The sequence below is a fragment of the Nitratidesulfovibrio termitidis HI1 genome, assembly GCF_000504305.1.
Taxonomy (GTDB): Bacteria; Desulfobacterota; Desulfovibrionia; order Desulfovibrionales; family Desulfovibrionaceae; genus Cupidesulfovibrio; species Cupidesulfovibrio termitidis.
Genome location: NZ_KI632512.1, coordinates 1,067,250 through 1,082,096 on the forward strand (window position 1 = coordinate 1,067,250; position 14,847 = coordinate 1,082,096).

Consider the following 14,847-nt stretch of genomic DNA (forward strand, 5'->3'; position numbering starts at 1 on the left):
CCGTTACATCTTCTGCCTTTTCAGGCTTTATCTCTACTTCGCCTTCACCATGGCCTTTTCGGCCTGATCCAGGGCTTCTTCCAGTTCATCGGTGATGCGGTTGGCGGTGCGGGCGTCCCATTCGGCAAGGGCGGCGTCCAGCTTGTCGCGCAGGGCCACGATGGCGGGCACGCGGTCGGCCAGTGCATCGCGCACGTGGGCGTCCCACCCGGCAAAGCGCAGCCCGTCGTCAAGGGCCTGCACCAGTTCCAGCACGCCGCGCCGGTCTGCGGGCCCCAGCACCTGCCCGGCCACGGGCCGGACGAAGGGTTCGGGCCAGACAAGGGCCACCAGCAGCGGCCAGGCCTTTTCCACGTCCTCGTCGCGGTAGGTGGAAGCCCACACGCGCACCTGCAACACCTTGCCCATGGTTTACTCCCGTTCTTCCCACTCGGTCTGCACGCGGGCCACCACATCCTCGATCTGGGGCAGCTGGTCCGGCGGGCACACGCCGATGAGGGGCTGGCCCGCATCCACGTTTTCGTTGTGTTGGAAGTACACGGCGTAGATGACGCCGCTGGGGCCGGAATAGGCCAGCGAGGCCTCGCGCTTCATGCGCGACATGATGAACAGGTCCATGCCTTCGTGCAGCGAGACGGAGCTGGGACCGGAGGCCTTGACCTTCTTGTCCACGTCGGGCGCGAAGTAGTACTTGGCGCGTTCCGGCGCGACAAAGAGGTGCAGGGCCTTCTTGAGGATGATGGCCAGCACTTCGTCGCGCGACAGGAAGTGGCGCAGCCGCACAAGGGGAGTGCCCGCCTCGACGAAGGCGCCTTCCAGGTGGCGCAGCACTTCCTTGACCTCGCCCTTTTCCACGGCGTGGATGGGCTTCTGGTTGCGCTCGCGCTCGATGGTGGCGAGCAGCGTGCCCTTCTTTTCCTTCCACGTACCGGAAGGCCCGATGACCCGGGCGCCTTCGCGCACGTCGGCAAACGTGACCACGCCGGTATGCGGCGCGGTGACGACGATCTCCTCGTAGGGAGACGCCTTTATTTCATCCAGCAATTGCGTGATGTCGAACACGGATGTCACCTATCCTGCGTTGGGGCCTGCCCCTACCGGTAGTAGAGGTTGCGGCCGCCCATGGTCAGAAGGGCCTGCTTCAGGTTCATGCGCGCGTCGCGGCGGTCCCAGATGCCCTGGATATGCCCGCGCGACAAGGCCCGGTAGGCCCTGTGGTAGTCCGGCGGGATGTCCACGCCCGTGGTCTCCTTGATGACGCCCGGCCCGGCAAAGCCGATATTGGCCGAACGGATGGAGAACTGGTAGGGCGAGCAGCCGAGGAAGCTGGCCAGCGGCCCGGCGTACGAGTTGGTGTCGTACAGCACCAGGTACAGGCCACCGGCTTCTATGTAGCGGCGCACGGCCATGGTGCAGCGGGGCATCTGGATGACCCCGTTGGTGCCTTCCTGGATGCGGATGCCGGCAGTGCCGTGCACGTAGGCCAGGAAGGGGTAGCGCTTCTTCTTGGCGCGCTCGGCGGCCTGGACGAACTTTTCGCCCTCTGCCGCGCCCACGGAGCCGCCCCGGAACGGGGCCACCAGCATGGCCACCACCAGCTTCACGTTGTCGATGCGCGCCTCGAAGGTGACGCAGCCGCTTTTCAGGCCGGTCTGCTTCTTGGCCTGCTCAAGCTTGACGTCGAACCCTTCGAAACCGAGCGGGTTGCCAGCCTCGATCTCCGAATTGAACTCGAAGATGGAGCCCTCATCGAACACGTTGTGCAGGTACCACTGGTATTCCATGGGAAAGTGGTGCCCGCAGTAGGTGCACACCCCGGCGAATTCGCCGAACAGGTCCGGTGCCCACAGGTCGAGGCAGCCGTGGCTGCCCGCGTTGGGGCAGGTGATGGCGCGGTCTTCCTTGGCGCGGGGGCTGACGTAGCTCCAGTTGCCGCTGCGCTGGCCTTCCTCGTCCCAGTCGGACAGGGTGGTCAGTTCACGTTCGGTCTGTTCGCTGCTCTGGCACGACCCGCCGGGCAGCGCGCAGGTGATCTTGCGCCACGGGGCGGCCACCTTTTCCATCAGCACCTGGGCTTCGGCCTCCACCTCTTCCATGAGGTAGGCGATCTTCTGCTGGTGCTTACGGAGCAGGTCGTACTTGAAGTAGGAGTAGATGTCCCACCAGGCGTCCCAGCCCATGTTGGACAGCTTGCGCAGCACGGGACGCCTGTCGCGCGCGGCATTGCGGGCAAGGCGGTTGAACTTGCGATGGCGGCGGGTCACCAGCCGGTCCTTGGCGGCGGACGACAGGCTCCAGCGCACGTACATGTTGTCGAGATCCATGGTTTCGGCCTTGCCGCGGCGGCGGCGCAGCACCATGGCCCGGAACGGGGCAAAGCCTTTCACGTTCAGGATCACCTCGTCCGTGGCGCGGATGATTTCCTGCCGCAGCCCCCGGAAGAAGTCGTAGTGGTACGGGCGCGCGCCAAGGGGCGGTTCCGCCACCACATGGTCGATGTAGCCCATGCGCAGGTTGTCTTCCGCCGTGATGCGCAGTTGCTGGGCGCACTTTTCGATCAGCTCGGGCGCGGCGCGCTGGCCATGGCGCAGGCGGCCTTCGATGGCCGCCGCCCCTTCGGGCGAGATGACCGAATAGTACCCGTGCGAAAGCATCAGGCGCCGGTCGGAAAGGCCGATGGCCTCTGCCCCGCCGGAGCCGCCTTCCGAAAACACGGCAATGACCGGCACGCGCAGGCCCGCCATTTCGTACAGGTTGCGGGCAATCTGCTGGGCTGCGCCGGGGTAGTCCTCTACGGGGTACGAGCCGGGCGTGAAGACGTAGGTGTGGATGGGGATGCCTTCGGTTTCGGCGACCTTCATGTACTGAAGGGCCTTGGCGTTGCCCCACGGCTTCACCGAGCCGCCGTTGCGGAATTCCTCTCCGTGGCCCTTTTCCTGCCCGATGACCAGAACCGGCAGGTTGATGGTCTTCTTGCCGCTGCGCCGGGTGATGTAGGCGCGGGCGATGAGCATGGACGGATCGATGGAGTGTTCGTCCTTGCCGCCGATTTCGGTATAGTTGTCGTAGACGTTTTCCAGGATGTCGCGCAGGCAGATGCGCTGCGGGTGCCGCACGATGCGCACCTTGTCCATGGGCGTCAGTTCGGCTTCCAGCTTGCGCTCGACGAAGTCGAACAGGTCTTCAAGGGTGGTCAGCGCGGCGTTTTCGTCGCTGATGGACCCCTCGGACAGCCGCAGGTTGAACTCCTGCAGCTTGGACTCGAGGAGCGCGATGTTCTCGTTGTGCTTTCCGCCGAACACGTCGCGGATGTACCCCAGACGTTCGGCGAGGTGCTGCGTTCTCTTTTCGGTATCCATATGTCGCTTCCCCGCAGTTCCGGCGGGTTCGGGTAGCATGCTTGGCGGCGGGCATTCGTGTGCCGGTGCCGTGGCGGACGAAGGCTGCCGCGTGTCCGCCGGTGTGGGCGGACGGCGATGGCCGGGGCCGGGCATCCGGCGAACTGGCCGTGCAGAACTTGCCTTGGGGGTTGTTTCCAAAGCAGGACTTTCGTTCGCCGGCCACGATGCCAGCGGACGAAAGGCCGACCCGGAAACGGCCCCTAGAACTTCAGGATGCGCCCGGTGTTGTCCCGCAGGAACCGGACGTTGGAACGCAGCGGCTCGCCCGCGTTGTTGGCGCCTTCCAGCACCAGCGTGTCGAGGAATTCGACGCCGCGCTCCCTGGCTTCCGCAAGGTCCTTGCCCCAGATGATGGCCAGCGCCAGGTTGGGGTCGAACTCGGTGGGAATGTCGTAGGGGTCGTCGCTGGGCACGTGGGTGTGCATGGCCAGCCAGGGGCGTTCGGGCCAGCCGAAGCCGTCCACGCGGCCCACCCACGGGGTGAAGCGGTTGTCCGGGTCTTCGGCGATCAGGCGGTATTCCACGCCCACGCCCTCGAAGCTGATGTCCTCCTGCCCGTAGCCCAGCGGCTCGCCAAGGCCGATGCGGATCTGCTCGGCGATGATATCCACGCCCTTCTCGCCGCGCACGCGGGCGATGGTGGCGGACACGCCGTTCTCCACCTGGATGCGGGTATTCACTTCCATCAGGAAGGGGCGGCCGTCGCGGGTGACGATCCATTCCCAGGTGCCCACGTTGTCGTAGCCCACCTTGCGGGCCATGGCCAGCGAGTGCTGGGTGATGTCGCGCAGCACCTGGGCGGCGTCGAAACCGTATTCGATGGACGAAGGATCGAAACCGGGGGCGATCTCGATGCGCTTCTGAAGGCCGGTGGACTGGATGGAGCAGTTGCGGGTGCCGAAATGCACGGGGTTGCGCCCGCTGCGGTCGGACACCACCTGCACTTCCAGGTGGTTGAAGTCGCGGATGCGCTGCTCGATGAGCACGCCCTCGTCCTTGAACTGGCGCAGGGCATAGTTGCGGATGCGCCGGTACACGGAGCGGAAGAGGTCGATGTCGTACACCTCTTCGATGCCCATGCCGCCGCCGCCCGCCGATGCCTTGACCAGCACCAGCGGCTTGCGGATGCCCTGCTGTTCCTGGAATTCGAACAGGCTCTGGGCCACCTTTTCCGCTTCCATCTCGTCGTAGATGGGCCGGTCTGAACCGGGCACGGTGGGCACGCCCAGGCTGCGCGCGAGGCGCTTGGTATTGATCTTGTCGCCCAGTTCGCGGATTACCCGCCACGAAGGGCCGATGAAGATAAGCTTGCGGTCGCGCTGGGAAACGCGGCGGGCAAAGCGGTAGTCTTCGGCAAAAAAGCCATAGCCCGGATGCACGGCGGTGGCGCCCGCATCGTCTGCAACGGCCATGAGTTCGTTGGCATCATGATAGGAGGAGACGCGGCAGAGGCTCTTGTCGCCGCCCAGTTCGCGGGCAATGCGCACATGGCCCGACGCGGCGTCCTCCGCCGTGTACACGCACGTGAAAGCCAGGCCCAGCTTGCGGCAGGCCTGAACGATGCGAATGGCGATTTCCCCTCTGTTCGCCACCAGCACCTTATGGTCTTTCGTCTGCACCAATGTCCCTCGATATGGTTGTTACATTTTCATGGGCCGCACGACGCCACCGCGACACCGGAACATCATCGACCGCGGCACGGGCACCCTCATGCCCGCGCAGGGTCGTCAGACGTCCAGTTCCGTCCCGGCGGCGCTGTCCACCGTGAACCGGGTGGAACCGCCCGCACCTGCGGGCGCGTCGGAAGACGCATCGGCAGCAGTCCCGCTGTCGCGGTGCTGCCCGGCGGCCTGCGCATCACGTTTTTCGGATTCCGCCCTGCGCTGGGCGATCATCCGCTTCTGAACCTCGAGCACCAGCTTGTCCAGGCGCGCTTCCTGCCAGAAGTCCGGCGAGGCGAATTCGCACCCGACGAGGCCCCCATCACCCAGCCGCGCCACCTTGGCGGGCAGCGCGGTGATGTAGGGCCTGCCCTGGATCAGCAGGTCGACCCGAAGGTCCTCCCCTTCCGCAAAGGCGTGGCCGGGGGCGTGCATGGCAATGCCCACCGAGCTCACGTTTTCCACGGGGAATGTGCCGTCCTTCCCCGCCACGCTTGCTTCAAGGCCGGGCACCGACGTGCGGTAGGCCCGGCGTTCGCCCTCATTGTCCGAGGGCAGCGTGAAATCGAAATCGTCGAATTCGTCGTGCGTCGTCATCGCCATCCCCGGCACCCCCCGGTTGTGTGCAGGCCCCCCCGCATCACGTGGTCGTCAGGCGTAACTTGCCCGCCTGGCGTCACTTGGTCACCCGGCGTTCCAGCATGAATTCCACGCGCCTGTTGCGCGTCCGGTTTTCTTCCGTGGTGTTCGGGAACAGGGGGTCTAACTCACCAAGCCCGGTGGCTGTCAACCGCTTGGAGTCGATGCCCGCTTTCAGGAAATAGCGTAATACGCTCACAGCGCGCAACGAAGAAAGTTCCCAATTATCCCGGAATCTTGACGTTGGGCCTGGTTGCGAGTCGTCCGTAAACCCCCGGATATTTATGGACTGGTCCTTCTTGCGCACGAACAGGTCCGCCAGCGGTTTCAGATACCGCTCGGCCTGGGGGCTCAAATCCGTCTCGCCGGGGGCGAACATGACTTCCGCAGGAATCCGCAGGGTTATGATGCCCTCATCAAATACAGACCCAATGACGCCCTCTACCCCCGTCTTGTTGAAGTAGGTGCGCATTTCCGAATAGGTGTTGCGTTGGGCTTCGATGATCTGGCGTTGCAGCCGGACCGATTCCAGCAGCGCGCTCGATTCGTCGCTGCGCACGGCAGAGGTGGCCAGTTCCGAATCCTTGCCGCCGAATACCGTACGCACGGCGTCGAACGTTTCGGTTATCTTGGTCTTGTCGATGGTGGACAGGGCGAAGAGCAGGATGAAAAAGCACAGCAGCAGCATGGAAACGTCGGCAAGGGTGGCCAGCCACTCGGTCGGCGGCTCGTCCTCTTCCACTTCCATGTCGAGTTCGATGTCATCGGCCATCCTTGCGCTCCTTGGGCGGCAGGAACGAAGAAAGCTTTTCGTACACCAGCCTGGGGTTGTTGTTCTCGAGGATGCACTTGGCCCCCTCGAAAATGATCAGCAGGTGCAGTTCCTCCTGCATGCTGCGCGCCTTCAGCTTGCCCGCGATGGGCAGGAACAGCAGGTTGGAGAGCAGGGCCCCGTAGAAAGTGGTGATGATGGCCACGGCCATGGACGGGCCGATGGAGGAGGGGTCGTTGAGGGTGGCCAGCATCTGCACGAGGCCGATGAGCGTGCCGATCATGCCGAAGGCCGGGGCATAGCCGCCCAGCCGGTTGAACACGCTGATGGACACGTTGTGCCGCCGTTTCATCGAGGCGATCTCGATGGACACGGTGCCCCGGATCAGGCCGGGGTCGGCATTGTCGGCGATGAGTTGGCAGGCCTTCTTGATCAGGGCGTTTTCGGTCTGCACGTTTTCGAGGGCGATGAGCCCTTCGCGGCGGCTGATCTCGGCAATGCGGACCATGGTGTTCACCACGTCCTGCGCCTGTACCCGCTTGGTGCCGAAGGCCTTGAAGCCGCCCCGGACCGCCTGCAACACTTCTTCCAGGGGAAAGGTGACGAAAATGGAGGCAGAAGTGCCCCCGAACACGATCATCACGCTGGCGATGTCAAAGAATTTCCCCGGCTCGGGGCCCATCATGATGGCGCCGACCACCAGGCCGAAGCCCGTGAGCACACCGAAAAAAGTTGCTATATCCATAGGTTCGGCCTAATATCCTGCCTGTTCGCCGTGCTGCGCCCCCAGGTTCCCCCTCACGGGCGCGGGCAGTGCGGACCGGAACGACCGGTCTGGTGGCCCCCCACCGTTCACGCACAATCATTAACGTCGGTGATCTTATGCAAAACCCGGAAAATGTCCAGAATGCGGCATCCGTTATCGTTTCCGCCCTGTCCGAGATGTCCGAGAGGTCCGAGATGTCCGGCATGCCCGGACGCGCCACCCGCCCCCGCGTGGGCGTGGTGTGCGGCACCGGCCTTGGCGGCCTGGCCGACGCCCTGACCGATGCCCGCCCCCTGCCCTATTCGCAGATACCGGGCTTTCCGCAGTCTACCGTGGCCTCGCACGAGGGACGGTTTCTGTTCGGGCGCATCGGCACGGTGGATGTGGTGCTGCAACAGGGCCGCTGCCACCTGTACGAAGGCTACGCGCCGGAAGACGTGTGCATGGGCGTGCGGGTCATGGCGGCGCTGGGCATCGAGTCGCTGGTCATCACCAACGCCGCCGGAGCGCTGAACCCGCGCTGGGACGCGGGCGACCTGATGCTGATCACCGACCACATCAATTTCACCGGGCGCAGCCCCCTCACCGGCCCCAATCACGACGCTTGGGGACCGCGCTTTCCCGACATGAGCGCCCCCTACGATGCCGCGATTGGCCGCATCGCCATGGAAGAAGCGGCGCGCCTTGGCGTGCGACTGGAGCGGGGGGTGTACGTGGGCGTGCCCGGCCCGCAGATGGAAACCCCGGCAGAAACCCGCATGTACCGCCAACTGGGTGCAGACGCCGTGGGCATGTCCACGGTGCTGGAAGTCATTGCAGCGCGCCACATGGGGCTGCGGGTGCTGGGTATTTCATGCCTGACCAACAAGAACCTGCCCGACTGCATGCAGGAGGCTCCGCTGGAGGAGGTCATCCGCGTGGCGGGTGAGGCCGGGGACAAGCTGACCCGGCTGGTGGCGGCGGTGGTGGCGAGGGTTTAGGGGGAGTGCGCTTTGCTGTTGGTCGCGATACGGGTGTTTAGCCATTCATGACAGGCTGTACTGTTTCGTAGTTTGGGCCGCCTCCGGCGTGGGGCAAGGGGCCGCATAGCGGCGGCCCCCTGCCAACCCCCGCGCTTCGGGGGGCAAAGCCCCCCGATCCCCCCGGCCTCTCCCGCCGCATTCTTACGCCGGGCAGCTTCCCTGCGGCGCAGGCGCCTCCGGGCGATCTGCCCGGCTGAATGCGCATGCGCGCAACGCTCCCGTAGTTCTGGCAAAGGTCCAGGGCGTGCCTTTACCGTCGGTCGGTTCGCGGTGCACCCGCTACGCCGGAGCTTCCGCCGTCGCGAGGCCTCCGGCGGCGATCTCCGACGGCGGGCGCAATCCGCACGGATTGTTTCGGCATTTAGAGGTAACGGGCGGCGTATGCCTCGCTACCATCAGCAACGGAGTATGGCTGCGCGCCTTCCGCCCTGACCACGCCGTGGGCCGGGCACAGCCATGCCCGCGCGCAGTGTTAAGGCAGTGGTTACTTCGTTTGAAGGCGCAACGCCCCACCAGCGCCCTGCGCATTGTGCCAGCCCCAGCCATCACCCGCCACCCCGCAGCTTTCCTTTATCATTCCAATCCGCCGACACACGCTTGCCACCCGGCACGTGTAGGTGTATGGATGCCGTCCGCGACACGCCGTATCCGGGTTCTGCCCCTCGCCGGGTCACCGCATGGGCACCGCGTTGTCGCCCCGCCCCGCCTCCCCGCCGCATGCGGGAACGCGTCTTCCCCCACAAGCCACCAGCCGCGCCGGGCCAGAGGCCCTGCCCCGCCCGTGGCCGAAGCCCATCCCGCCAGGAGAATTTCCCTTGAGCACCGCAGTGCACAACGACAGGTTGCGCAACGTCGCCATCATCGCCCACGTTGACCACGGCAAGACCACCCTCGTGGACGCCATGTTTCGCCAGAGCGGCGTATTCCGCGCCGACCAGCAGGTGGACGACCGCGTCATGGACCGCATGGACCTGGAACGCGAGCGCGGCATCACCATCGCCGCCAAGAACTGCGCCGTGTCGTGGCAGGGCGTGAAGATCAACATCATCGACACCCCCGGCCACGCCGACTTTGGCGGCGAGGTGGAGCGTGCCCTGTCCATGGCCAGCGGCGCCATCCTGCTGGTGGACGCCTCGGAAGGCCCCCTGCCCCAGACCCGCTTCGTGCTGCGCAAGACGCTGGAAGCTGGCCTGAAAGTGGTCGTTGTGGTCAACAAGATCGACCGCAAGGACGCCCGCCCGCAGGAAGTGCTGAACGAAATCTACGACCTGTTCATCGACCTGGACGCCAACGAGCAGCAGCTGGAATTTCCCGTGCTGTACGCCATTGGCCGCGAAGGCGTGGCCATGCACGGCCTTGAGGACGAGCAGGTGGACCTGACCCCGCTGTTCGAGACCATCGTCAAGGAAATGCCCGGCCCGGCGTACGACCCGGCGGAACCCTTCCAGATGCTGGTGGCCGACCTTGCCTACTCCGATTACCTCGGCCGCATGGCCGTGGGCCGCGTGTTCCACGGCTCGGTCAAGGCCAAGGACAGCCTGGTGTGCATCGACGAGGACGGCAAGGAAAACTCCCTGCGCGTCACCCGCCTGCAGGTCTACGAAGGGCTGCAACTGCGCGATGCCGACGAGGCCGAACCCGGCGACATCGTGGTGGTGGCGGGCATCGAGGACGTGAAGATCGGCGACACCATCTGCACCCGCGAAGCCCCGCGCGCCCTGCCCCGCATCCGCGTGGACGAACCCACCGTGGCCATGCGCTTCACCATCAACACCTCGCCGCTGGCAGGCCGCGAAGGCAAGCTGGTGCAGTCCAGCAAAATCCGCGAACGCCTGATGCGCGAAGCGCTGTCCAACGTGGCCATCCGCGTGGAAGATTCCGAAGAGCGCGACAGCTTCATCGTGAAAGGCCGCGGCGAATTCCAGATGGCCATCCTGATCGAGACCATGCGCCGCGAAGGCTTTGAACTGTGCGTGGGCCGTCCGGAAGTCATCATGCGCGACCAGGGCAGCGAGCGCCTGGAGCCCATCGAACACCTGTACGTGGACTGCGACGAGACGTTCATGGGCGTGGTTACCGAAAAGCTGTCCATCCGCAAGGGCCGCATGACCAACTGCGCCAACAACGGCACCGGCCGCGTGCGGCTGGAGTTTTCCGTGCCTTCGCGCGGGCTTATCGGCTACCGCGACGAATTCCTTACCGACACCAAGGGCACCGGCATCATGAACTCGTACCTTGAAGGGTACGAGCCCTACCGCGGCGACTTCCCCACCCGGTTCACCGGTTCGCTGGTGGCCGACCGTTCGGGCAACGCCGTGGCCTACGCCCTGTTCAACCTGGAGCCGCGCGGTGAAATGTTCTGCGTGCCCGGCGACCCGGTGTACGAAGGACTGATCTGCGGTGAGCACAACCGCGAAAACGACATCGACGTGAACCCCACCAAGGAAAAGAAGCTCACCAACATGCGCGCCTCGGGCAAGGACGAAAACGTCATCCTTACCCCCGTGCGGCCCATGACCCTGGAGCGCGCACTGCACTTCGTGCGCGAGGACGAAATGGTGGAGGTGACCCCCCTGTCCATCCGCCTGCGCAAGTCCATCCTGCCCGCCCAGAAGCGCTACCAGATGGAAGCCGCTAAGAAGAAGAGCAAGTAGCCGAACGGCACGCAGACAAAGGACGTTGCTGCGCGGCATACAGCCGGGCGGCATGCCTGTCGAAACGCACGGCGGCCGGAATCCGAAAGGGTTCCGGCCGCTTTCGTTTGCAACTGGCGCGCTCTCGGGCAGGGGCGTCTGCAATCCGCCGTCAGTTGCCCGCCGCGGCAGCCCTGACCGTCCGTCCGCTTTCCGACGCGCTGCACGTGAACATCTTACTTTCCAGATGGATACACGAACGGCACGTTTTCTGCTTTCACGGGCACAAGCCCAAGGAGGCACACTCATGAAAGCGAACATCATGCGCCAGGCCGCCGAAAACCTGACCAACGAAGACCAGGACATGCTGCGCCGCCTTGGCGAAGCCACCCGCACCGACGGCACCAAGCCCGCCCTGGACATGGACCTGCGGTCCGACCTGTGCGCCGAGATGGCCGAAATGGCCGAAGCGGTGCGCAGCCTGCTGACCCTGATGAACCGCCACGGCTTTCTGGACAACCTGCCCGACCGGGCCCACCCCGCCTACCAGTCCGTGATGCGCCGCATCGGAGCATCCGCCCAGCGCGGCCAGAGCCTGCTGGCCCGTTCCGACGCGCTGGACAAGGACACCCTGCTGGCGGTCATGCCCGAGCACAACAAGCGGCTCAATTAGCGGCCCCAGTAGCGGCCACAGTAGCGGCCTGCCGGTAGATCGACGGCGGGTCGACTGGCGGCGTTGCCGACCGCAACGTCGTCGGCAACTCGTGCGGCGGCATGGTCTGTCCGCGCGGCGGCATGGCCTGACCTCGCACGGCGGAACAGCCTGTCCGCGCGGCGGCCTGTACTTGCCATCATCCCGCCGATTTTTTCCGCTTTTGCCCGGAACGCAACGACGACGGAGCGATGCACGTGCATCGTCCCGTCGTCGCGTCGTTTTCGGAGAATGGGAAATGGAAAGGGGAACACTCGCCGGTTTCGACGGCTGCTCTCAGTGCCCGGCCTGCTCCGTGCCCAACGCCCCCAGAAAGTCCGCCGCCCGCGCCTCTGACCAGTAGCGGTTGCCGCCGTTCAGCGTCACGAACCCGACATGACCGCCGTCGCGCGGCATTTCAAGGTGCAACGCCGGATTGCGCGCCGCCTCCGCTTCGGGAAAGCAATTCTGCGACAGAAAAGGATCGTCGCAGGCGTTGACCAGCAGGGTGGGCACCCGGATGCCATGCAGCACCTGCAAGCAGCCGCTGCGCGTCCAGTAGTCCATGGCCGAGGCAAAACCGTGCAGCGGCGCGGTGAACCGTCCGTCGAACTCGGCAAAGGTGCGCATGGCGTCCAGCCCGGCCAGATCGAACCGCCCGGGGAACAGGGCCGCCTTTTCGCGCATCTTCACCCGCAGCGACCGCAGGAAGTATTCCATGTAGATACGGTTGGCGGGCCGGTCCAGCACGGCAGCCGCGCCCACCAGGTCGCACGGCACGGAAAAGGCCGCCGCCCCCACCACCTCGGCAGGCACGCGGTCCGGGTTCTCGCCCAGATACTTCAGGGTCTGGTTGCCGCCCATGCTGAAGCCCACCAGCGCGATGCGCCGGTAGCCACGGGCCAGGCAGAACTGCACGGTGGCGTGCAGGTCGTCCGTCTCGCCGCTGTGGTACATGTGCGGCTGGCGGTTGGTTTCACCGCCGCAGCCCCTAAAGTTGCGGGCCACCACGTCCCAGCCTGTGGCGGCAAGCGCGCGGGCCATGCCCTGCACGTAGCGGCGGCGCGAATTGCCTTCCAGCCCGTGCGAGATGACGGCCACGCCCCGGAACGGGGCAAAAGGATCGGCTGGGGTCAGGTCGAGGTCGATGAAGTCGTCGGGCAGGTCCAGCCGTTCGCGGCGCTGTTCCACCTCCGGGCGGGGGCGGAACAGCACGGGAAAGATGGTCTGCGCGTGCCCGTTGCGCAGGAAGAACGGCGCGCGATAGCTGGAGGCGAAGGAAACGGGCATGGGCGGCGATCCTTGGGGCGTTGGAGGAGCGTTCGGGGGCGTTCGAGGGGGAATATTCTCGGAGAAGGGCGAGGGAATGCCTGCTGGATGTCGCATTGGCGGAGCCGTGTGGACGCGGAGCGCGACCATACGGCACCCGGCCACGGCTGTCGATGGGCGGTTGCGCACCCGGCGGGCCGCAGGCTTGCGTCGTGCCCACCTCGCGTCGCCCCCCCAGCCGCGCGGGGTGACAAGCGGCGCGGCGTCGGGTAGGAGTGCCGCCACGGGCGCATTCCGCGTCGTTTCCCAACCTTCTGGCGGCGCCGGGCGCATCCCGGCACACGACACCACGTGACCCCCACCGATACCGACGTGCTGATTCTGGGGGCCGGAGCCTCCGGCCTGTTCTGCGCCATGACCGCCGCCGCGCGGGGCCGCCGCGTGACGCTGGTGGACCACGCCCGCGCCACCGGGCGCAAGGTGCGCATCGCCGGTGGCGGCAAGTGCAACTTCACCAACCTGGAGATGCACGCCCGGCACTACGTGGGCGGCAACCCCCACTTTCCCAAGTCCGCCCTGGCCCGGCTTACCCCGTGGGACATGGTCAGCCTGGTGTCCGAAAACGCCATCGCCTGGGAAGAGCGCGAGCACGGGCAACTGTTCTGCCTGCGCTCCGCCGACGACGTGGCCGATCTGCTGGAACAACGTTGCCGTGCCGCGAACTGCCGCTTTCTGCTGGGCCAGCGCGTGGAAGCGGTGGAACACGACGGCGATGCCTTCGTGGTGACCATCGCCCCGGCGCAGGCTGCCGGAAGCGACGGTGACGGAAGCACGCAAGGGGATACCGGCACGACTACCCGGCTGCGCGCCGCATCGCTGGTGGTGGCCACGGGCAGCGCGGCCTGGCCGCAGATCGGGGCTACCGACATCGGCCACCGCATCGCCCGGCAGTTCGGGCACAAGGTGGCTCCGTCGCGCCCGGTGCTGGTACCGCTGACCATGGCCCCGCAGTGGCCGCTGCACGGCCTTGCGGGCATTGCCCTGCCCGCCCGCGTGACCACGGAAGGGGCATCGTTCACCCTGCCCCTGCTGTTCACCCACCGGGGCATCAGCGGACCGGCTGCCCTTCAGGCTTCCTGCTACTGGCAGCCCGGTCAGCCGTTGGAAATCGACTTTCTGCCCGGTGAAAACCTGGACGAACTGCTGCGCGCACCGGAACACGGCAAGCTGCTGGTGCGCACCCTGCTGGGCCGCCTGTTCCCTGACCGTCTGGCGGAACGGCTGGTGCCGCCCGATCTCGCGGGGCGCAAGATCGCCGAACTGTCCAGGGCCGCCCGCACCGCCCTGCACGAGGCCGTGCACGCCCACACCGCCGTACCCACTGGAACGGAGGGCATGCGCAAGGCGGAAGCCGCGGCGGGCGGCGTGCGCGTTGACCACATTTCCTCGCGCAGCATGGAAAGCGCGCTACGCCCCGGCCTGTTCTTTACCGGAGAAGTGCTGGACGTCACCGGACAGCTTGGCGGCTACAACCTGCATTGGGCCTGGGCCAGCGGCAAGGCCGCCGGAGAGGTGGCGTAGGGGCTGTTTCTAAATCTGCCTTTCGCCCGTTGGCTGCGTCAAATTTCGCCTGCCATATCGGTCGAATACGACAAGAAGGCGTTGCTGTCCTCATCCGTAAGGCTCGAAGACTCGCCAACGGCTGACGCATACTCCCTCATGGCAGGCTCGGTTTCCTTGCCAACGAACGAAAATCCTGATTTTGAAACAGCCCCTAACCTTACAACTTTCCTTTCCAGCCTTCCCCGTTGCGTGGCATTCCCGCGAATTTCCCCCTGTGCCCTTGCCTGCGGGCCATGCACGTCCTAACATCACGGAATGACATGAACGCGGCCCGGCAATGCAGACCGGATGGTGCCGCGCATTCCGTTCACCGGCCCATACGGCGGCCAACATCCGCGCGCCCACAGTCCGGGGGCACCCCCCCGCACCC

12 protein-coding genes are annotated in these 14,847 nt (G+C 65.7%); 4 read left to right on the plus strand and 8 right to left on the minus strand.

Annotated elements, in window-relative coordinates:
- Positions 1–33: 33 nt before the first annotated feature.
- The 7 genes from DESTE_RS04390 to DESTE_RS04420 form a co-directional block, all read right to left on the minus strand.
- Positions 34–408 (minus strand): hypothetical protein, encoded by a 375-nt coding sequence (locus tag DESTE_RS04390; protein ID WP_035065421.1) that lies wholly within the window; start codon positions 406–408, stop codon positions 34–36.
- Between the two features lie 3 nt (positions 409–411).
- Entirely contained in the window at positions 412–1,062 is a 651-nt protein-coding gene (locus DESTE_RS04395) for a biotin/lipoyl attachment domain-containing protein (RefSeq protein ID WP_035069695.1), read from the minus strand.
- Positions 1,063–1,094: 32 nt separating this feature from the next.
- On the minus strand, positions 1,095–3,359 hold the full coding sequence (locus tag DESTE_RS04400) for an acetyl-CoA carboxylase (protein WP_035065424.1): 2,265 nt from the start codon (positions 3,357–3,359) through the stop codon (positions 1,095–1,097).
- 242 nt (positions 3,360–3,601) lie between these two features.
- On the minus strand, positions 3,602–5,020 hold the full coding sequence (locus DESTE_RS04405) for a biotin carboxylase N-terminal domain-containing protein (RefSeq protein ID WP_035069698.1): 1,419 nt from the start codon (positions 5,018–5,020) through the stop codon (positions 3,602–3,604).
- A gap of 108 nt (positions 5,021–5,128) precedes the next feature.
- Positions 5,129–5,659 (minus strand): PilZ domain-containing protein, encoded by a 531-nt coding sequence (locus tag DESTE_RS04410; protein ID WP_035065427.1) that lies wholly within the window; start codon positions 5,657–5,659, stop codon positions 5,129–5,131.
- A 79-nt stretch (positions 5,660–5,738) separates the two neighbouring features.
- Complete coding sequence (locus tag DESTE_RS04415; RefSeq protein ID WP_035065429.1) at positions 5,739–6,473, minus strand: OmpA/MotB family protein; 735 nt, start codon at positions 6,471–6,473, stop codon at positions 5,739–5,741.
- Positions 6,463–7,218 carry a motility protein A gene (locus DESTE_RS04420; RefSeq protein WP_035065430.1) on the minus strand — a complete coding sequence of 252 codons (756 nt, stop codon included), beginning with the start codon at positions 7,216–7,218 and terminating at the stop codon, positions 6,463–6,465. The genes DESTE_RS04415 and DESTE_RS04420 overlap by 11 nt, the downstream gene beginning before the upstream one ends.
- Positions 7,219–7,355: 137 nt before the next feature.
- Between DESTE_RS04420 and DESTE_RS04425 the strand changes: the two genes are divergently transcribed.
- From DESTE_RS04425 to DESTE_RS04435, 3 genes are all read left to right on the plus strand, one after another.
- Complete coding sequence (locus DESTE_RS04425; RefSeq protein WP_035065432.1) at positions 7,356–8,219, plus strand: purine-nucleoside phosphorylase; 864 nt, start codon at positions 7,356–7,358, stop codon at positions 8,217–8,219.
- Between the two features lie 857 nt (positions 8,220–9,076).
- Positions 9,077–10,915 carry a translational GTPase TypA gene (typA, locus tag DESTE_RS04430; RefSeq protein ID WP_035065435.1) on the plus strand — a complete coding sequence of 613 codons (1,839 nt, stop codon included), beginning with the start codon at positions 9,077–9,079 and terminating at the stop codon, positions 10,913–10,915.
- A 286-nt stretch (positions 10,916–11,201) separates the two neighbouring features.
- Positions 11,202–11,567, plus strand: coding sequence for a hypothetical protein (locus tag DESTE_RS04435; RefSeq protein WP_035065438.1), 366 nt, complete (start codon positions 11,202–11,204; stop codon positions 11,565–11,567).
- A 315-nt stretch (positions 11,568–11,882) separates the two neighbouring features.
- On the opposite strand, the gene DESTE_RS04440 is transcribed toward DESTE_RS04435, so the two are convergent.
- Positions 11,883–12,875, minus strand: a complete 993-nt coding sequence (locus DESTE_RS04440) for a YheT family hydrolase (RefSeq protein ID WP_035065440.1) — start codon at positions 12,873–12,875, stop codon at positions 11,883–11,885.
- Positions 12,876–13,205: 330 nt separating this feature from the next.
- Between DESTE_RS04440 and DESTE_RS04445 the strand changes: the two genes are divergently transcribed.
- Complete coding sequence (locus DESTE_RS04445; RefSeq protein ID WP_035065441.1) at positions 13,206–14,435, plus strand: BaiN/RdsA family NAD(P)/FAD-dependent oxidoreductase; 1,230 nt, start codon at positions 13,206–13,208, stop codon at positions 14,433–14,435.
- Positions 14,436–14,847 lie beyond the last annotated feature (412 nt).

What these genes read in the sequence shown, in the direction of transcription:
- DESTE_RS04400 (WP_035065424.1), bottom strand. Translation starts at nt 3,359, where the DNA reads ATGGATACCGAAAAGAGAACGCAGCACCTCGCCGAACGTCTGGGGTAC.
- DESTE_RS04440 (WP_035065440.1), bottom strand. Translation starts at nt 12,875, where the DNA reads ATGCCCGTTTCCTTCGCCTCCAGCTATCGCGCGCCGTTCTTCCTGCGC.
- DESTE_RS04410 (WP_035065427.1), bottom strand. Translation starts at nt 5,659, where the DNA reads ATGACGACGCACGACGAATTCGACGATTTCGATTTCACGCTGCCCTCG.
- DESTE_RS04415 (WP_035065429.1), bottom strand. Translation starts at nt 6,473, where the DNA reads ATGGCCGATGACATCGAACTCGACATGGAAGTGGAAGAGGACGAGCCG.
- DESTE_RS04435 (WP_035065438.1), top strand. Translation starts at nt 11,202, where the DNA reads ATGAAAGCGAACATCATGCGCCAGGCCGCCGAAAACCTGACCAACGAA.
- DESTE_RS04390 (WP_035065421.1), bottom strand. Translation starts at nt 408, where the DNA reads ATGGGCAAGGTGTTGCAGGTGCGCGTGTGGGCTTCCACCTACCGCGAC.
- DESTE_RS04425 (WP_035065432.1), top strand. Translation starts at nt 7,356, where the DNA reads ATGCAAAACCCGGAAAATGTCCAGAATGCGGCATCCGTTATCGTTTCC.
- DESTE_RS04420 (WP_035065430.1), bottom strand. Translation starts at nt 7,218, where the DNA reads ATGGATATAGCAACTTTTTTCGGTGTGCTCACGGGCTTCGGCCTGGTG.